The following is a 17498-nucleotide window of genomic DNA, read 5'->3' as shown; positions in this document are numbered from 1 at the left end:
ATATGTGTGCGTCGCGCTGGCTGCGCGATCGTCAGTTCGAAACAGCGATGGCGGGTGCGGTGACGGCAGCGTGCCGAGGCGTGCGCAGGGCAGGGGCGACATGCTGCGCGCCGCCGACGCGGGCGGCCCTGACGTCGCCGACGATAGCGCGACGCGGCTTGTAAGCGATTTGCGCGATCATGCGGCTGCCCCCTCCTCAACTCTCTCTGGCGGCTCAGACCGCTCTTTGCCGGCTATGACACCGGTATCAAAGCGAGACATACAGAGGCTTGGGTCGTCAAGCAAGGGGCGCAGTGTTCAGGGCAGGGCGTAGCGCCGCCGTTCGCTCCATTTCGGCAGCCGTGCCGAAATCGGACGGCCGTTAACCGCAAATCCCGGATGGCCGAAATCGTAAACGGCGCGTTAACTGGTGGCTATGAAACGCCGTTATCTTGTCCTGACCGACGAAGCCCGACGCCACCCGTTTCGCCGATCGCTCCCCCCGCAACGCGTGGTAGCGGTGACGAGCGATGACAACGACCTGAAGCTGTTCGCGCTGAGCTTCACGGCGTTTTTCGTGTGTTTCTATACGTTTCTGGTGTGAAGCCGCTTAGCGTCGGAGCAATCGCCACTCGCCGGCCTGTGCTCCGGCGACGGCGGGAGCCTTGACGAGGGCGACCTGTTGGTAGCCGGCGCTCCGGCCGTCGTCGCAGCATGATTTTCAGCGGACCCGGGCGGGCCCGCCTTCAGTCACAGGCGCGGTGCAGCTTCTGCGCCAGCCAGGCGGAGAACAGGCACATCGCCGCCACCAGCAGCAGCATGTCCTGCGGTGTCACACCGAAGCCGGTAATGACCAGCACGGCGATCGCGCCGACCGTCATCGCGCCGGCGTTGACGACATTGTTCGCCGCCACGGTGCGCGCCGTCTGGTCCTTCGTAACCGTCGTGGTCAGGAACGCGTAGAGCGGCACGACGAACATCCCGCCGGCGACCGCGATGGCGAGCAGCGTGGCCATGATGATCAGCGACTGCGAATGCGTCAGGAAGGTCGCGACGTCGTAAAGCTGGCCCGGCGGTGCCGGCTGGAACATCCGTGCCTCGACCGAGAAGGCAACGACGAAGGCGCCCATCGCCACGACCGAAATCGGTGAATAGCGCGCCGAAATCTGCCCCTTCAGCATCGCATTGATCGCGACCGAGCCGATCGCGACGCCGACCGAGAAGATCGCGATCGCCAGGCTGGCGACCTTTTCGTCGGCGGTCAGCACGTTTTTCACCAGAGGCGGGAAGATGATGATCAGCACGCTGCCGATCGTCCAGAAGAAGCTGATCGCCAGGATCGCCAGGAACAGGCGGCGGATGTGCATCGTCGCCGAGATCAGATGCCAGGACGCGGTGATCGGATTGTAGTTGATCTTCAGTGGCGGCCCCACGCGCGGGGCGGGGGGGACCAGGCGACCGGTGACCCACCCGATCAGCGCAACGATGATGACCATCCCGGCCGCCGCCTCCACCGCGATCCAGCCGGCGAGCACCGTGCCCATCAGAATCGACAGATAGGTCGCGGCTTCCACCAGACCGGTGCCGCCCAGGACTTCGTGATCCTTCAGATGCTGTGGCAGGATGGCGTATTTGATCGGCCCGAAGAAGGTCGAATGGGTGCCGAGCATCAGCACCGCACCCAGCATCATGCCCAGGCCGACCGACGTATAGCCGGCCTTTGCCGCGAGCAGCCCGGCGGCGCCGAACACCATGATGAAGATTTCGGCTGTCTTTACCAACCGGATGATGCGCGATTTGTCGTAAGTATCGGCAAGCTGCCCCGACAGCGCGGACAGCAGGAAGAACGGCAGGATGGCGAGCCCTGTCGCCAGCGCATTGAAATGCGCCTCCATCTCCGCGTCATTGAAGATCTGATAGGTCGCGAACAGGACCATCGCCGTCTTGAACAGATTGTCGTTGAACGCGCCCAGGAACTGCGTGACGAATAGCGGCAGGAACCGCCGCTCCTTGAGAAGCCCGAGGGCATTGAACATGTTACGCGACGCCTCGAGCGATTGTCCCCGCCGCGGGCAATAGCGGAGAGTGGGGCGGGGCGGCAATGGCGGATCGGCCGGATGCGTCCTCCCGCGAGGCTCCTACCTCCTGCAACTGTCGCGCATTGTCGCGGCCGAGGGCAGGGCGCGTCGACGAACCGGGGGGCGACCGAGGATGGCCCCCCTCGACGCAACCCTCCCTCAACCCCGGTTGCTCCCGCGTCTGCCCGCGCGTAAGCCAGCGTCGTCAATGCTTACGCTTCCGAACCTCCTGACCCTGTCGCGGATCGTCACCGTGCCGCTGCTCGTCGCGCTGCTGTGGTGGCCTCAGTGGGAGGCGGGCTATGCAATGGCATTTGCGCTCTACTGCCTGATGGGCATCACCGATTATTTCGACGGCTATCTGGCGCGCGCGCAGGGGACGGTGTCCAAGCTCGGCCAGTTCCTCGATCCGATCGCCGACAAGATCATGGTTGCCGCCGTCATCTTGATGCTGGTCGGCACGCGATTCGAGGATCGCGCGATCATCACCGGCATTCACCTGATTGCGGCGATGGTCATCCTGCTGCGCGAAATCATGGTCAGCGGGTTGCGCGAGTTCCTGGGCGGCATCCAGGTGTCGGTGCCGGTATCGGCGCTCGCCAAGTGGAAGACGACGCTGCAACTCGTGTCGCTGGGCGCGCTGATCCTGGCGGGCGCGCTGCCGGGCTGGGCGTTCGTCAAGATCGTCGGCCTCGCCAGCCTGTGGGGCGCGGCAGCGCTGACGATGATCACCGGCTGGGACTATCTGCGCGTCGGCCTGCGCCACATGGACAGCTGATGGCGCTCGAGATGCTCTATTTCGCCTGGGTGCGCGAAAACGTCGGTCGGGGTAGCGAGCGGGTCGAACCGCCGGCGGAGGTGACTACGGTCGCGGCGCTGCTCGACTGGCTGGCGGCCGGCAGCGCGGCGCATGCGCAGGCGTTCGACGACCGTGCGAAGCTGCGCGCGGCGGTCGACCAGGCGTTCGTGCCGCTGGACGCGAGCATCGTCGATGCAAGGGAAGTGGCGATCTTTCCCCCGGTCACCGGCGGATGATTCGGGTCGTTGTCCAGCGCGACCCCATCGATATCGCGTCCGCGTTGGCCGAAATCGAGGCGGACGGGGCCGGGGCGGTCGCGAGTTTTACCGGGCTCGTCCGGGCCGATGACGGAGTGAGCGTCCTCGATCTCGAACATTATCCCGGCATGACCGAGGCGGCGTTGACCGCGCTGGCCGAGGGTGCCGCGACGCGGTGGGATTTGCTGAACGTGACGATCGTCCACCGCGTCGGGCCGATGGCGCCGGGCGAGCGGGTGGTGTTCGTCGGCACCGCGGCGCGTCACCGGGTCGCGGCACTCGAGGCATGCGCGAGCCTGATCGACCGGCTGAAGACCGAAGCGCCGTTCTGGAAGCGCGAAGTGACGGCCGACGGTTCGCGTTGGGTCGAGGCGCGTCACGACGACGAGGATGCGGCGGCGCGCTGGCGGTAAGGGGCTGTCCGGAACGACGCAGCGCGTAAGATTTCGGTCGTCATCCCCGCGAAGGCGGGGATCAATTCTCGCTGAATGCACGGCTCCTCTCACCAAGGTCAGCCACAATTATCCCCGCCTTCGCGGGGATGACGACGGAGGTCGAAATTGACGGCGGCTTGGGCGGGGAACGCCTACCCCTCTCCCAACACGGTTGCCAGCAATCGGAAATCCTTTTCCCGCGGGCTCGCCTTGCGCCACACCAGCGCGATGTGCCGCGAGGGGTTGTCGGCGGCAAGCGGTGCCGACGCGATCTGCGTCCGCTCGAGAATCCCCGCTTCCAGCGCCATTTCGGGCAGGATCGTCATGCCCAGACCATTGTCGACCATTTGCACGATGGTGTGCAGCGACGTGCCCAGCATCGTCGCCTCGGCGCGGATCTCGGGGCGATTGCACGCCGCCAGGGCGTGGTCCTTGAGGCAATGCCCGTCCTCGAGCAGCAGCAGCCGGCTCTCGTCGATCTCGCTCGGGCGGATGCCCGCGGCGGTGGGCGTCAACTCCCCTTTGGGATAGGCAAGGTGCAGTCGATCCTCGAACAGCCGCGCCGCCTCCACTTCGCCACAGGCATAGGGCAGGGCAAGCAGGACGCAGTCGGTGCGGCCCTGGTGCAGGCCTTCGCACGCGGCGCCGCTCGGCTCCTCACGCAGATAGAGTTTCAGGTCGGGATAGTCGCGGCGCAGGCGCGGCAGGATCTGCGGCAGCATGAACGGCGCGATGGTCGGAATGACGCTCATCCGCATCTCGCCCGACAGCGGCTGGCCGGCGGCGCGGGCCATGTCGCCCAGTTCCTCCGCCTCGCGCAGCACGCGGCGTGCCTTTTCGGCAATGCGTTCGCCCAACGGCGTGAAGCGGACGACGCGGCGCGTGCGCTCGACCAGCGTGATTCCGATCAGCGTCTCCAGCTCGCGGATGCCGGCCGACAGCGTCGATTGGGTGACGAAACATGCCTCTGCCGCCCGGCCGAAATGGCCGACGTCCCGCAGCGCGACGAGATATTGGAGCTGTTTCAGCGTGGGGAGGTAGGTGGTCACCGGGACGCTCTAGGCTCATCGGACCGTCCGATCAAACATAACGGCCATAATCGATTTGCCTTTGTGCTGCACCGCACCCATAACATGCTGCAACGCGGCAAACGGACCGCGACCCCCCAACCATAATCAGAGGAAGCAGACATGCTTACCGTCGGCGACAAGCTCCCCGAATTTACCGTTCCCGTCCAGCAGGGCACCGACGCTTTGCCGGCTGGCGAAACGATCAGCCACGACAGCTTCCCCGGCAAGTGGAAGGTCCTGTTCTATTGGCCGAAGGACTTCACCTTCGTCTGCCCGACCGAGATCGTCGGCTATGCCGGCCTGAAGGATGATTTCGAAGACCGCGACGCCGTGCTGATCGGTGCCTCGACCGACACGGCCCATGTCCATCTGGCGTGGCGCAAGTCGGATCCGGATCTGGCCGCGGCCGATTTCCCGTGGATCGCGGACAACGGCGCGGTGCTGGCCAAGGCGCTGGGCATTCTCGATGCGAACGAGCATGTCGCCTATCGCGCGACCTTCATCATCGATCCGGACAATGTGATCCAGGCGGTGCAGGTCAATGGCCTGAACGTCGGTCGCAACCCGGCCGAAACGCTGCGCGTGCTCGACGCTCTTCAGACCGACGAACTGTGCCCGTGCAACTGGAACAAGGGCGACGACGTCCTGAAGATCGCCGCCTAAGGTCTTTACTTAAATTCGGGGCGCGGGGAGGGAGGACTTCGCCGCGCCCTTTTTCTTGCCCGGAGAAGACTCATGTCCCTCAAGGAATTTGCCGCGGTCCTGCCCGATTATGCCAAGGACATCCGCCTGAACGTCGGTTCGCTGCTCAACGAAACCCAGATGGGCGACCAACGCAAATATGGCACGCTGCTGGCCTGCGCGCACGGGTCGGGCCACAAGCCGCTGGTCGATGCAGCCGAAGCCGAATGCGTGCCGAAATTGTCGCCGGAGGCCGCAAATGCCGCGCGTGCCGCCGCTGCGGTGATGGCGATGAACAATGTCTATTATCGCTTCACGCATCTGGCCGGGAACAAGCAATATGCCGACATGCCGGCAAAGCTGCGCATGAACGTCATCGCTGCACCGGGAATCGACAAGGTCGATTTCGAGCTGTTCAGCCTGGCGGTCAGCGCGATGAACGGCTGCGGCCTGTGCATCGACGCGCATGAGGCGGTGCTGAAGAAGGCCGGGATGCCGGCGGAAACGATCCAGAACGCCGTCCGTATCGCCGCCGTGATGACCGCGGTCGCGACGGTGCATCGCACGTTGGGGTGAGCCTGATCTGACCGGTCGTCATCCCTGTGGAGGGCGGGGGTCAATTCTGGCTGACACCTCGGTTCTCAATCGAAATGTCGGCCGGGATCTACCCGCGTCTTCGCGGGGGTGACGATAAGGGGTTACACCAACGCCCGATACAGGCTGAACGCACTCGTCGCGGTCAGCACGACGCCGACCATGACCAGCAGAGCCTTGGTCGGCACGCGCTTGGCGATGATCGCGCCAAAGGGGGCCGCGATGACGCCCCCGATCAGCAGGCCGACGACCGCGGTCGTGAACGCTGCGAATCCGAGATGCGCAATGAAGGTGATCGACACCGTCAGCGTCAGGAAGAACTCGACGCTGTTGACCGTGCCGATCGTCATTCGCGGCTGTGCGCCTTGAACGAGCAGGTTGGACGTGACCACCGGCCCCCAGCCGCCGCCACCCGCGGCATCGAGGAAGCCGCCCGCAAGCCCCAGCGGCTCAATGATCTTCGGTTCCTTATGTTGGTGCCCGGGAAAGCGCAGACCGCGATAAAGAAGGTACAGACCGATCGCGGCGAGATACGCCATGACAAACGGCCGTGTCACCGACGCGTCGAGCGAGGTCAGGACATAGGCGCCTGTAACGCCACCGATCACGCCTGGAATGAGCAGTCGCAGGAACAGCTTCCAGTCGACATTGCGGTGGATCGCATGGCTGATGCCGGACACGCCGGTCGTAAAGCACTCGACCAGATGCACGCCGGCCGATGCCGTCGCAGGCGGCACGCCCAGCACGCTGACCAGCAGCGTGCTGGAGATGACGCCGAACGCCATGCCGAGCGCACCGTCAACGACCTGCGCCGCAAATCCCACCGCGACGAACGTCCAGACCGCCGACCAGTCCAACCCTTCGAACATCAACGTCCCCTGTCGTATTGACTGTCCAGCATAGGGTGCGCGCCAACCCCTACAAGACAGATAGGCTTTAATCCTGACAAGCCCGATGGTTTGCGATGCTGGCATTGACGCGCGCTGCGTCCTACATCGCAGTGGAGAAGGGGACCGCTTACGACCATGTCACGGCTCGTCGATTATCTGGATTCGATCAAAGCGCGCGATCCGGCGCCCCGGTCCCGTTGGGAAATTCTGCTGTATCCGGGCGTCCTCGCGCTGGGCCTGCACCGCGTCGCGCACTGGCTGTTCCAGGCCGACCTGTTTTTCCTGGCGCGCTTCGTCAACCATCTGTCGCGCTGCCTGACCGCGATCGACATTCATCCCGGCGCCAAGATCGGCCGCAATTTCTTCATCGACCACGGTTTTACGGTGATCGGGGAGACCGCGGAGATCGGTGACGACGTCACCATCTATCAATGCGTGACGCTGGGGGGCACCAGCCCGGACAATGGGGTCGCGGGCAAGCGGCACCCGACGCTTGCGGATGGCGCGATCATCGGATCGGGCGCGCAGGTGCTGGGGCCGATCACCGTGGGTGCGCGCGCACGCGTCGGTGCCAATGCCGTCGTGACGAAGGACGTTCCTCCCGGTGCGACGATGGTCGGCATTCCGGCGCGCCCGGTGCTGGTCGAGGCGGAGACGTACAGCCGCGATTTCGTGCCCTATGGCACGCCCTGCCGCGAGATGAGCGAAGCGAGCATGACCCGGTTCGACCAGCTCGAGCGCGAACTGGCCGGTTTGCGCGCCGAACTGGCCGGGCTGCGCGACGGTGAAGAGACACGCGACCGCGCCTGATGGGCACCGTCACCCCCTTTCCCTCAGGCTCGGCCAAGCCGAACCAGGTCGGTTTCGACCGCACCGAGCTGTCGCGCATCCTCGATCTCTATGGCCGGATGGTCGCGGCGGGGCATTGGCGTGACTATGCCATCGATCTGGGCCGCGACGCCGCCGTTTTCGCGACCTTCCGACGCGCGGCGGAGCGGCCCGAATATCGCATCGAAAAGCGCCCGGCCCTGCGCAACCGCCAGGGCGAATGGGCGCTGATCGGCGAGCATGGCGCAGTGTTGAAGCGTGGTCACGAGCTCGGCCCCGTCCTGGCGCCCGTCGAGCGGCGGCTGCTGAAGCTGATCGAGGATTGAGCCGGGTGGCGAGCACGCTCCTGTCGCGTGCGCCGCTCGACGCTCTTCAATCGCGCTACGGCGAACCCTGGCGTCACTACCACGTCTGGGCGCATCCGATGGCGATGCTCGGCCATCTCGCGGTGGCGCAGGCCGACGGCGTCGGTCTTGCCGATCCCGATGCCGCGGTCGGTTTCGTGCTGTGGCATGACGCGATCTACGACCCGCAAGCCGGGGGCGGACGCAATGAACGACTGAGCGCGGTGCTGTGCCGCGCGGAGATGGCGGCAATCGCAGAACCGCGCTCGGTCGATCGTGCGATCCGGGCGATCGAGGCGACGATCGCCCACCGCTTGCCGGACGGCGACTGCCCCGACGCCGCGCTGCTGCTCGATATCGACCTGGCGATCCTGGGCGCCGACGACGCCGGCTTCGACGCTTATGATGCGGCGATCCGGCGGGAATATTCTTATGTACCCGAAGCCGACTATCGCGCCGCCCGTGCCGACATTCTGGCGCGTTTCCTCGACCGCGAGCGATTGTACATGACGCCGTGGGCGCAGCAGCGCTGGGCGGCGCGGGCACGCGCGAACCTGTCGCGCGCCATCGCCCGGCTCAGATGAGACGACGCCCGCCGGCCGTGAGGCCGACGGGCGTGTTCTCCGCCGCTTCGATCCGCTTACGCGGCCATCATGCGCGGCTGGTTCACCGGGGGCAGGCGGTCGGACAGGCTGCCGGTCAGCCCGACGACCAGAGCGCGACCCTTGTGCCAGAAGGCCGAGAGCAGCAGCAGCGCCGAGCCGATGACCAGGCCGGTGAACGCCGCCGACAGTTCGACTGCACCAGCGGTCTTGAACAGCGAGACGAGGGCGTAGAGAACATAGGCGAGGCTCGACACGAGCAGCGCGCGACGGTCGACCGCCAGCGCGACCGCAGCGAAGACGACGTAGAGCGCGATGACGAGCAGCGCGGTGGGCACGCTGATCGCGGCGTCGAAGACGCCCAGCATGTTGAACACCGAATGCGCGATCATCGGCGCGGCGGCGAGGTGCAGCCAGAAGGCGACGTCGCTGCGACGCGTCAGCCGCTCGCGGTCGCTCATGTCCCAGCGCATCGCAAAGGCGAACATGCCGAGCCCTGCGACAAAGACCAGCGGGAAGACGGCGTCCTTCGCGCCCGGGATCAGACCCAGCACCAGCGCCATGGCGACCGCGACGACCGCGACCGCGCCGGCCGCGACAGTGATTGGAACCATGAACCGGCGCCAGTGCAGCCACGCGGCGCCGGCGGTCAGCGCGGCGATGACGGCGGCAATGCTCCCGACGATGGCATATTGCGCTTGCTCGGACGAGAAGCTCTGCAGCCAGGGCTCGAGTGTCTCGCCGTTTTCGGCAATCACGCCGGCCAGCGTTCCCGCCACGCCGCCGACGAACGCGAGCAGCAGCAGGATGCTGGGCAGCGCCATGCGCCGCTGGCGGGTGAAATATTCAGCGAGCCCCCACGCCGCGACTGCAATGGCGGCGCCACCCAGCGGCGACCAGACCGTGCCCCCGATCCAGCCGACCGCGGCCAGCAACAGCGCGCTGGCGATGGCGACGAAAATGTCGTTGAACCCGGTCAGCAGCCGGAAATGTTCTTCGTCCACCGTTGGCGTCGCGCGCACCGCGGCGACGTGGTTCCTGAGCGCCGCCGCGGCCTCGGGCGTGATCGCCCCGGCTTGGACGGCGTTCAGCAGATCCTGTTCGCTGTACATAGGCTTCCTCCTGTTGCGCAGGAGGATAGCCGATGTGTGTTGCCGTATCAATACACCAAATACGGTGGGTCAGCCCTGTAGCGTCCGCAGAATCGTCATCGCCTGTTCCGCGCCGGACTGCGGCACGGTTTCGCCCGTTCGGTCGGTGATCTCGGCCCAATGCGCCGCAATCCCCTCCGCCGACAGGGCATCACCGCGAAGCGCGACGCCGGGAGTGAGAGTCACATACGCCGCCTGGAATACGCCCGCGCCCGCACCGACGATGGCATTGGTCGGGGCATCGTCGCTGACGAGATAGACCGCCGCTGGTGCAACCGCCTCGGGCGTGAACAGCGCGAACGCGTCTGCCGGGAACAGGTCCTCGGTCATTCGCGTGCCGGCGGTCGGCGCGATGGTGTTGACGCGGATGCCATATTTGGCGCCTTCGATCGCCAGCGTCTTCGTCAAGCCGGCGAGCCCGAGTTTCGCGGCGCCGTAGTTCGCCTGCCCGAAGTTGCCGTAGAGCCCGGTCGACGACGCGGTCATCAGGATACGACCGTAATTCTGCTCGCGCATCGTGTCCCATACCGCCTTCGTGCAGTTCGCCGATCCGTTGAGGTGCACGTCGACGACGAAGGCGAAATCGACCGGCTCCATCTTGGCGAAGCTCTTGTCGCGCAGAACGCCGGCGTTGTTGATCAGGATATCGACGCGACCCCACGCTGCCTTCGTCGCCTCGACCATATCGACCATCTGGTCGTAGTCGGTGACGCTGCCGCCGTTTGCCATCGCCGTGCCGCCGGCCGCTTCGATTTCCGCGACGACCCTTGCCGCTGCGTCCGACGTTCCGGTACCGTCGCGCGAGGCGCCGAGGTCATTGACGACGACCTTCGCGCCGCGCCGGGCGAGGTCGAGCGCGTAGGCGCGGCCCAGGCCGCCACCCGCGCCGGTCACGATCGCCACCTTGCCCTCGAACGAAATCGTCATGCGCCTGTCCTCTCCCAAATCTTCGCGCCCGTGTTGACCGCTTCGTAGCCGAAAACAAGACGGGCGCGACCTCCCGGGGGAAGGCCGCGCCCGCACAACGGGTCAATTCAGGCCGATCAGCCGCCGCGCTGGCGGCACTTGTCGGTCTGACCCTTCTTGCAGATCGGATAGCTCTGCAGCGGGGCAGGGGCCGGATAGGCCTGTTCGATCGACGGTCCCGGCTGGAAGATCGGGGTCACGCCCGGCTGCGCCATGCCGCTCATCGGGGGGTTGGCCGGTTGATAGCCGCCCGGGGTTTCGGTGCCCGAGAACGTGCCCGAAGCCATTGGCGCCGACTGCATCGGCGCCGGGGACGTCATCGGAGCGCCCGGAGCTGCGGGCATGGTCGATGCCATCGGCGCAGCAGGGTCGGCGGTCGGCGGCGCCGTCATCGGCGCGGCCGGCGGCGGTGCGGCCGGATCGGCCGGGGGCGGGGTGGTCGTCTGGGTCTGCGCGGCCGGGTCGGCCGGTGGCGTGGTCATCGTGTCCTGAGCGATGGCCGTGCCACCGAAGGCGAGCGCGCTCGCCAGCAGAATCGTCTTGAAGGCCATGATCGAGTCCCTTGCAAATGGGGCGCACCTCAAATCGTGCGTCGCGGCAGTAACGCCGCACCCCATGACTCGTTTCCCGATCGATCCTGATCTGCGTCAGGCGCGACCGTCAGGCACCTGAATCCAGGGCATAGCCTGCCGAGCGAACGGTTCGGATGATATCGGGCTTGTCGCCGACGTTAATCGCTTTGCGCAGGCGGCGGATGTGGACGTCGACGGTCCGCGCCTCGATGTCCGAATCATGCCCCCAGACCGCATCGAGCAGGCGTTCGCGCGAGAACACCCAGCCGGGATGCTCAAGGAAATGCTTGAGCAGGCGGAACTCGGTCGGACCCAGCTGGATCGTCTCGCCGCCGCGTTTCACCTTGTGGCCGACGGTATCCATTTCGAGATCGCCGTAGCTGAGCGACTCGCCCGCTAGTGCCGGCCGTACGCGGCGAAGAACCGCGCCGACGCGCGCGATCAGCTCGCGCGGGGAGAAGGGCTTGGTGACATAGTCGTCGGCACCGGTCTCCAGCCCGCGGACGCGGTCCTCTTCCTCGCCGCGCGCGGTCAGCATGATGATCGGGACGTTCTGCGTCGCGGGCGAGCGGCGCAGCTGGCGGCAGACCTCAAGCCCTGAGATCGGCCCTTCGATCATCCAGTCCAGCAGGACGATGTCGGGCGTCGCCTCGCGCGCCAGCAGCAGGGCTTCCTCGCCATCGGGGGTGTGGCGGACCTCGAAATCCTCGCGACGAAAATTCCAGGACACCAGTTCGGCGAGAGCGGGATCGTCCTCGACCAGCAGCATCGTCGCGCGGCTCATGCGCGGCCCTCCAGGCTATCGCGATCGGTCAGATATTTGCCGGTCGCGGCGAAATAGACCATTTCGGCGACATTGGTCGCGTGGTCGCCGATCCTCTCCAGGTTCTTGGCGACGAACAACAGGTGCGCGACTTCGCTGATCGTCTTGGGATTTTCGACCATGAAGGTCAGGAGTACGCGAAAGATCGAGTTGTAGAAATCGTCGAGCGCGCGGTCGCGGCGACAGACCTCCAGCGCCGCCTCGGCATCGCGGCTGGCAAACGCGTCGAGCACGTCGCGGACCATGTCGCTGGCAAGGTTGGCCATTGCCGGCAGGATCGAGATCGCCTCGATCCGGTCGGGGCCGGTGTGGATCGAGGGTACACGCTTGGCGATGTTCTTGGCGTAATCGCCGATGCGTTCGATGACGGCAGCGATTTTCAGCGCGGCGACGACCTCGCGCAGGTCGTCCGCCATCGGCGCGCGCAGCGCGATGACGCGGACGGCAAGCTTTTCGACCTCCGCCTCGATCGCATCGATCGCCTTGTCCTTCGCGCGGACCTGTTTGGCGAGCTCGGCATCACCACGGCTGAGCGCGGTCATCGCATCGGCGATCGCTTCCTCGGCAAGCCCGCCCATCTGGCTGATAAGCCCGCGCAGCTGCCCGATGTCCTGGTCGAACGCCTTGACGGTATGTTCCTGGCCGGTGGCCATGTCTCTGCTCCTGACCTCTCGGTCTTCATTCCCGCGAAGGCGGGAATACATTGTGGCTGAACGAACTTATCTATCGAGACGTCAGCCAGAATTTATCCCCGCCTTCGCAGGGATGACAATGGTTGGTGCGGGTCATCACCCATAGCGCCCCGTGATGTAATCCTTCGTCCGCGGCTGGCGGGGCGCGGTGAAGATCTCGTCGGTCAGGCCGTATTCGACAAGCTCGCCCAGGTGGAAGAACGCCGTGCGCTGCGACACGCGGGCGGCCTGCTGCATGTTGTGCGTGACGATCACGATCGCATATTTGCCGCGCAGGTCGGCGATCAGCTCCTCGATTCGCGCGGTCGCGATCGGGTCGAGCGCCGAACAGGGCTCGTCCATCAGGATGACTTCCGGATCGACCGCGATGGCGCGGGCGATGCACAAGCGCTGCTGCTGGCCACCCGACAGCGCGGTGCCGCTGTCGTCGAGACGATCCTTCACTTCGTCCCAGAGGCCGGCGCGCTTCAGCGAGCGTTCGACGATCTCGGTCAGCTCCGCCTTGCCGCTGGCCAGCCCATGGATGCGCGGGCCGTAGGCGACATTCTCGAAGATCGACTTGGGGAAGGGATTGGGCTTCTGGAACACCATGCCGACCCGGGCGCGCAGCTGCACGACGTCCATCGACGGGGCATAAATGTCCTCGCCGTCGAGCAGGATTTCGCCCTGCACCCGCGCCGAGGGAATGGTGTCGTTCATCCGGTTGAGCGTGCGCAGGAAGGTCGATTTGCCGCAGCCCGACGGACCGATGAATGCGGTCACCTCGTCCATCGACATGGCGATCGACACGTCGCGCACGGCCTGCTTGGCGCCATAGAAGACGCTGACGTTCTGCGCCGAAAGCTTTGGAGTCTGAAGCGTCACCAGCGGGTCTCGAACTTGTTGCGGAGGTAGATGGCGAGCGCGTTCATCGCCAGCAGGACGGCGAGCAGCACCAGGATGGCGGCCGACGTCTTCTCGACGAAGCCGCGCCCGACCTCGTCCGACCAAAGGAAGATCTGCACCGGCAATACGGTGGCGGGATCGCTGAACCCTTCGGGGGGTGAGGCGATGAAGGCGCGCATGCCGATCATGAGGAGCGGCGCGGTTTCGCCCAGCGCACGCGCCATGCCGATGATCGTACCGGTCAGGATGCCGGGGAGGGCGAGGGGCAGGACATGGTGGAACACGACCTGGATGCGGCTGGCCCCGATGCCGAGTGCTGCGTCGCGGATCGACGGCGGCACCGCCTTGATCGCGTTGCGTCCGGCGATGACGATGACCGGCATGATCATCAGCGCCAGCGTCATGCCGCCGACGATCGGCGCGGAGCGCGGCAGGCCGAAGGTGCCGAGGAAGACCGCGAGCCCGAGCAGGCCGAAGATGATCGAGGGAACGGCGGCCAGATTGTTGATCGACACCTCGATCAGGTCGGTCCAGCGGTTCTTCGGCGCATATTCCTCCAGATAGACTGCCGACAGCACGCCGACCGGGAAAGCGAGGAGGAGCGTGACGAGCATCGTCATCAGCGAGCCCTTCAGTGCGCCCCAGATGCCGACGGCACCCGGATCGGTCGCGTCGGCGCGCGTGAAGAACGGCCAGTTGAAGCCGGTCGAGATCAGCTTCAGTCCCGCGAGCCGCGCCACGACCGCCTCGTCCGCCGGCTTGCCTTCGCCGCGCGCGGCCAGGTCGATGCCGGTCGACGCGGGCACCGGAATCGCCGCGCGGGTCTTGAGGATCGCCGGATCGGCCTTGATCGCATCGCGGACCGCCAGCCAGGCGGTGTCGGCGATATACGCCGACCCGCCGGGCCCGAAGGCATTTTCCGCCGCGCCCGACACCTTGTCCTGCAGTTCCGCCCCCGCCAGCGCCAGATCGGCGCCGGGGCCCGCCAGCTGCGCGGGCGTGACCGGCAGCGCCATCGATTGGAAATCGAGCGACAGCGTGACTTCGGTGCGCTGGAAGCCGCGCAGGCCGCTCGCCATCATCGTGACGAGCAGAAAGGCGAGGAACGCCCCCGACAGCACGACGGCGGCCAGCCCCATCAGGCGAAAGCGGCGTTCGGCGGCGTAGCGGCGGCGGATACGGCGCTGCATCGCGTCCGTCCGCCAGTCGGTCGGCGCACGGCGGGCAGGCTCGGCCCCTTGCGCGGGCACGCCGGCGACGAGCGCGGAGCTATTCATACGCCTCCCGATATTTCTTGACGACGTTCAGCGCGACGACGTTGAGGAGGAAGGTGATCGCGAAGAGCGTGAGCCCCAGCGCGAAGGCGGCGAGCGTCTTCGGGCTGTCGAACTCCGCTTCGCCCGTCAGCAGGTCGACGATCTGCTTGGTGACCGTGGTCGCACTTTCGAACGGGTTGAGCGTGATCGTCGCGGCGCCGGATGCCGCCATGACGACGATCATCGTCTCGCCGATCGCCCTGGACACCGCCAGCAGGATGCCGGCGACGACGCCGGGGAGCGCCGCGGGGAGCAGCACCTTGCGGATCGTCTCGTTGGTCGTCGCCCCCATGGCGAGGCTGCCGTCACGCATTGAGGTCGGCACGGCGGCAATCGAGTCATCAGCCATCGACGACACGAACGGGATGATCATCACGCCCATGACGAGGCCCGCCGACAGCGCGCTCTCCGACGAGGCATAGGGCATGCCCAGCGCGACCGCGACCTGCCGGATCGCCGGCCCGACGGTCAGCGCGGCGAAATAGCCGTAGACCACGGTCGGCACGCCCGCGAGCATTTCAAGCGCCGGCTTCATCCAGCGCCGGAAGCCCGGCTGCGCGTACTGCGTCAGATAGATCGCGCTCATCAGCCCGAACGGGATGGCGACGATCATCGCGATCACCGCGCCGATGAAGAAGGTGCCCCAGAACAACGGAACGGCGCCGAGCGACGCGCCCGGGTCCTTCGCGCTGATGATCTGCGGGCTCCAGTGCGTGCCGAACAGGAAATCGGTGACCGGCACGATGCGGAAGAAGCGCACGCTCTCGAAGACGAGGCTCAGGAAGATGCCGAGCGTGGTCAGGATCGCAATGAGCGATGCCACGAGCAGAATCAGCATCACCCCGCGCTCGACGCGGGTGCGTGCGCGCAAGCTGGGTGAGACGCGCGTGTAGGCGAAGGCGCCCCCTGCAAAGGCGAGCAGCAGCGCGACGATCGCGCCGATCCAGCGGAACTTGGCCATCGCCGCGGCAAAGGCGGGCGCGAGCGCTTCGGACTGGGTGAAAAAGGCGCCATAGGCACTGCCGCTTGCCAGACTGCGCGCTTCATTCAGGATCATGTCGCGTTCGTACCCGGTGGCGGGCAAGACACCGGCGGCCGGATCGGCGAGCGCGGACGCCGTGATCAACGACGGACTGATCGCCGACCAGAGCGCGAGGAAGGCAAGCGCCGGGAGGACCGTCCACAGCGCGACATAGGATCCATGCTGGCCGGGCAGCGAATTGGGTCGCACCGGGCTGGTCGCAGCCTGCGCCAGTGCACGCGTGCGGGCAGTGAGCCAGCCGATCAGGCCCAGCCCGACGATGATGACGAAGAGCGCGAATGGCGTCATTTGAAGCTCGCCGGAGTCAAGACAATGCCCTCCGCGATGATGCGGGCCGAGGCGGCGCGCTCGGCCGACGACGCGGCGATCAGGCCGCGGCGCGTGAGCGGGCCACCGGGGTTCCAGGCCTTGGCGTAATCGGCGACGAACTCGCGCAGCCCCGGCACCGCGCGCAGATGCGCCTTCTTCACATAGATGAACAGCGGGCGCGCACCGGGATAAGTGCCATCGGAAATCGTCCGATAGCTGGGCGCAACGCCGTCGAGCGGCACGCCGTGCAGCCGGTCGGCGTTCTCCTCGAGATAGCTATAGCCGAAAATGCCGATGGCGTTCGGATTGGTCGTCAGATTCTGGACGATCAGATTGTCGTTCTCGCCCTTGTCGACATAGGCTCCGTCGTCGCGCAGCTTGGTGCAGAGGTTGGCGAAGGCGTCGGGGTCCTTGTCCTTCAGCGCCTTGGCCTGGTGGTTCGCCGCCTCGCAGGCGGGGACCAGCACGAGTTCCGCAAAGGCGTCGCGCGTGCCGCTGGTCGAGGGCGGGCCGTAGAACTGGATCGGGATCGCCGGCAGCGCCGGGTTGACGTCGGCCCACGTCCGACGCGTGTTGGGCTTGCCGTCCGGCGTGGCGGCCAGCGCGCGGTAGACGTCGGCACGGGTCAGCTTCAGCTTCGGCCCTGCGTTCGATTCCGCCAGCGCAATGCCGTCGGTGCCGATGCGGATTTCGAGAATATCGGTGACGCCGTTCTTGCGGCATGCGGCGAACTCGGCCGGCTTGATCCGGCGACTGGCGTTCAGCACGTCGGGATGCCCTGGGCCGATGCCGCCGCAGAACAGCTTCACGCCGGAGCCGGTGCCGGTCGATTCGATCACCGGCGGCTTCAGACCGCGGCTGTTGACGAAATTTTCGGCGACGGCGGTGGTGAAGGGATAGACGGTCGACGATCCGACGATGCGGATCTGGTCGCGCGTCGTGCCGCCGTCGCAGCCGGCCAGCGCCAGCAGCGCCGCCCCCGTCGCCGCCATCGATCGCACTTGTCGCCTCACCGTGCCCCATGCTCCCCGGCGCGACTCGTCATGCGCCTGGAATTGCCCTGTTGCGCTTTCGTTACGTCCTGATGACAGCGATCAAGGTCCTACCACTTCCTCCCCTGCAAGAAGAGGCGGCACGCCGCAGGGCCGGCGAAGGGGGGCCCGGCTATCGGGAGAGGCCCACCCCT

Annotated in this window: 22 protein-coding genes; 9 read left to right on the top strand and 13 right to left on the bottom strand. The window is 66.3% G+C overall.

The window, feature by feature from the left end; translation table 11 throughout:
• Nucleotides 1–31: 31 nt before the first annotated feature.
• Nucleotides 32–181, bottom strand: coding sequence for a hypothetical protein (locus JW805_10510; GenBank protein ID MBN2972448.1), 150 nt, complete (start codon nucleotides 179–181; stop codon nucleotides 32–34).
• Between the two features lie 234 nt (nucleotides 182–415).
• Between JW805_10510 and JW805_10505 the strand changes: the two genes are divergently transcribed.
• The gene (locus tag JW805_10505) at nucleotides 416–583 is read left to right on the top strand and encodes a hypothetical protein (GenBank protein ID MBN2972447.1); all 168 of its coding nucleotides are present in this window, start codon (nucleotides 416–418) and stop codon (nucleotides 581–583) included.
• Between the two features lie 142 nt (nucleotides 584–725).
• Here JW805_10505 and JW805_10500 read toward each other — a convergent pair whose 3' ends face one another.
• Nucleotides 726–2015 carry an MFS transporter gene (locus tag JW805_10500; GenBank protein ID MBN2972446.1) on the bottom strand — a complete coding sequence of 430 codons (1290 nt, stop codon included), beginning with the start codon at nucleotides 2013–2015 and terminating at the stop codon, nucleotides 726–728.
• 250 nt (nucleotides 2016–2265) lie between these two features.
• Here JW805_10500 and pgsA point away from each other — a divergent pair, with 250 nt between their 5' ends.
• From pgsA to JW805_10485, 3 genes are read left to right on the top strand one after another with little or no spacing between them, the layout of a single operon-like run.
• On the top strand, nucleotides 2266–2835 hold the full coding sequence (gene pgsA, locus JW805_10495) for a CDP-diacylglycerol--glycerol-3-phosphate 3-phosphatidyltransferase (protein MBN2972445.1): 570 nt from the start codon (nucleotides 2266–2268) through the stop codon (nucleotides 2833–2835).
• Nucleotides 2835–3092, top strand: a complete 258-nt coding sequence (gene moaD, locus JW805_10490) for a molybdopterin converting factor subunit 1 (protein MBN2972444.1) — start codon at nucleotides 2835–2837, stop codon at nucleotides 3090–3092. The genes pgsA and moaD overlap by 1 nt, the downstream gene beginning before the upstream one ends.
• A complete protein-coding gene (locus tag JW805_10485) occupies nucleotides 3089–3526 on the top strand; it encodes a molybdenum cofactor biosynthesis protein MoaE (GenBank protein ID MBN2972443.1) in 438 nt (145 codons plus the stop codon). Before moaD ends, JW805_10485 begins: the two co-directional genes overlap by 4 nt.
• Before the next feature lie 173 nt (nucleotides 3527–3699).
• Here the strand turns inward: JW805_10485 and JW805_10480 are convergent, their stop codons facing one another.
• Entirely contained in the window at nucleotides 3700–4596 is an 897-nt protein-coding gene (locus JW805_10480) for a hydrogen peroxide-inducible genes activator (protein MBN2972442.1), read from the bottom strand.
• A 141-nt stretch (nucleotides 4597–4737) separates the two neighbouring features.
• Here JW805_10480 and JW805_10475 point away from each other — a divergent pair, with 141 nt between their 5' ends.
• Both JW805_10475 and JW805_10470 read left to right on the top strand, forming a co-directional pair.
• The gene (locus JW805_10475) at nucleotides 4738–5280 is read left to right on the top strand and encodes a peroxiredoxin (protein MBN2972441.1); all 543 of its coding nucleotides are present in this window, start codon (nucleotides 4738–4740) and stop codon (nucleotides 5278–5280) included.
• Nucleotides 5281–5352: 72 nt separating this feature from the next.
• Complete coding sequence (locus tag JW805_10470) at nucleotides 5353–5874, top strand: carboxymuconolactone decarboxylase family protein (GenBank protein ID MBN2972440.1); 522 nt, start codon at nucleotides 5353–5355, stop codon at nucleotides 5872–5874.
• Nucleotides 5875–5996: 122 nt separating this feature from the next.
• Here JW805_10470 and JW805_10465 read toward each other — a convergent pair whose 3' ends face one another.
• A complete protein-coding gene (locus JW805_10465) occupies nucleotides 5997–6761 on the bottom strand; it encodes a sulfite exporter TauE/SafE family protein (GenBank protein ID MBN2972439.1) in 765 nt (254 codons plus the stop codon).
• Nucleotides 6762–6917: 156 nt separating this feature from the next.
• On the opposite strand from JW805_10465, the gene JW805_10460 reads away from it, so the two are divergent.
• The 3 genes from JW805_10460 to JW805_10450 are packed head-to-tail and all read left to right on the top strand — an operon-like array spanning nucleotide 6918 to nucleotide 8538.
• Nucleotides 6918–7592 (top strand): serine acetyltransferase, encoded by a 675-nt coding sequence (locus JW805_10460; protein ID MBN2972438.1) that lies wholly within the window; start codon nucleotides 6918–6920, stop codon nucleotides 7590–7592.
• Entirely contained in the window at nucleotides 7592–7936 is a 345-nt protein-coding gene (locus JW805_10455; GenBank protein ID MBN2972437.1) for a DUF2794 domain-containing protein, read from the top strand. Before JW805_10460 ends, JW805_10455 begins: the two co-directional genes overlap by 1 nt.
• 5 nt (nucleotides 7937–7941) lie before the next feature.
• On the top strand, nucleotides 7942–8538 hold the full coding sequence (locus JW805_10450; protein MBN2972436.1) for a hypothetical protein: 597 nt from the start codon (nucleotides 7942–7944) through the stop codon (nucleotides 8536–8538).
• A 56-nt stretch (nucleotides 8539–8594) separates the two neighbouring features.
• Here the strand turns inward: JW805_10450 and JW805_10445 are convergent, their stop codons facing one another.
• From JW805_10445 to JW805_10405, 9 genes are all read right to left on the bottom strand, one after another.
• Nucleotides 8595–9668, bottom strand: coding sequence for a hypothetical protein (locus JW805_10445; protein MBN2972435.1), 1074 nt, complete (start codon nucleotides 9666–9668; stop codon nucleotides 8595–8597).
• Between the two features lie 69 nt (nucleotides 9669–9737).
• The gene (locus JW805_10440) at nucleotides 9738–10634 is read right to left on the bottom strand and encodes an SDR family NAD(P)-dependent oxidoreductase (protein ID MBN2972434.1); all 897 of its coding nucleotides are present in this window, start codon (nucleotides 10632–10634) and stop codon (nucleotides 9738–9740) included.
• Between the two features lie 116 nt (nucleotides 10635–10750).
• Nucleotides 10751–11224, bottom strand: a complete 474-nt coding sequence (locus JW805_10435; GenBank protein MBN2972433.1) for a hypothetical protein — start codon at nucleotides 11222–11224, stop codon at nucleotides 10751–10753.
• A 109-nt stretch (nucleotides 11225–11333) separates the two neighbouring features.
• Nucleotides 11334–12029 (bottom strand): phosphate regulon transcriptional regulator PhoB, encoded by a 696-nt coding sequence (phoB, locus tag JW805_10430; protein ID MBN2972432.1) that lies wholly within the window; start codon nucleotides 12027–12029, stop codon nucleotides 11334–11336.
• The gene (gene phoU, locus JW805_10425) at nucleotides 12026–12721 is read right to left on the bottom strand and encodes a phosphate signaling complex protein PhoU (GenBank protein ID MBN2972431.1); all 696 of its coding nucleotides are present in this window, start codon (nucleotides 12719–12721) and stop codon (nucleotides 12026–12028) included. Before phoU ends, phoB begins: the two co-directional genes overlap by 4 nt.
• Nucleotides 12722–12856: 135 nt before the next feature.
• Nucleotides 12857–13627, bottom strand: coding sequence for a phosphate ABC transporter ATP-binding protein (locus tag JW805_10420; GenBank protein ID MBN2972430.1), 771 nt, complete (start codon nucleotides 13625–13627; stop codon nucleotides 12857–12859).
• Nucleotides 13621–14922, bottom strand: coding sequence for a phosphate ABC transporter permease PstA (gene pstA / locus JW805_10415; GenBank protein ID MBN2972429.1), 1302 nt, complete (start codon nucleotides 14920–14922; stop codon nucleotides 13621–13623). Before pstA ends, JW805_10420 begins: the two co-directional genes overlap by 7 nt.
• Complete coding sequence (pstC, locus tag JW805_10410; GenBank protein ID MBN2972428.1) at nucleotides 14915–16291, bottom strand: phosphate ABC transporter permease subunit PstC; 1377 nt, start codon at nucleotides 16289–16291, stop codon at nucleotides 14915–14917. Before pstC ends, pstA begins: the two co-directional genes overlap by 8 nt.
• Nucleotides 16288–17304: a substrate-binding domain-containing protein gene (locus JW805_10405; GenBank protein ID MBN2972427.1), complete on the bottom strand. Its 1017-nt coding sequence runs from the start codon at nucleotides 17302–17304 to the stop codon at nucleotides 16288–16290. Before JW805_10405 ends, pstC begins: the two co-directional genes overlap by 4 nt.
• Nucleotides 17305–17498 lie beyond the last annotated feature (194 nt).

It is taken from the genome of Roseomonas aeriglobus (genome assembly GCA_016937575.1).
GTDB classification, from domain to species: domain Bacteria; phylum Pseudomonadota; class Alphaproteobacteria; order Sphingomonadales; family Sphingomonadaceae; genus Sphingomonas; species Sphingomonas aerigloba.
Note: the sequence above shows the minus strand (reverse complement) of the source record. Positions and strands in the feature narration are given on the sequence as shown.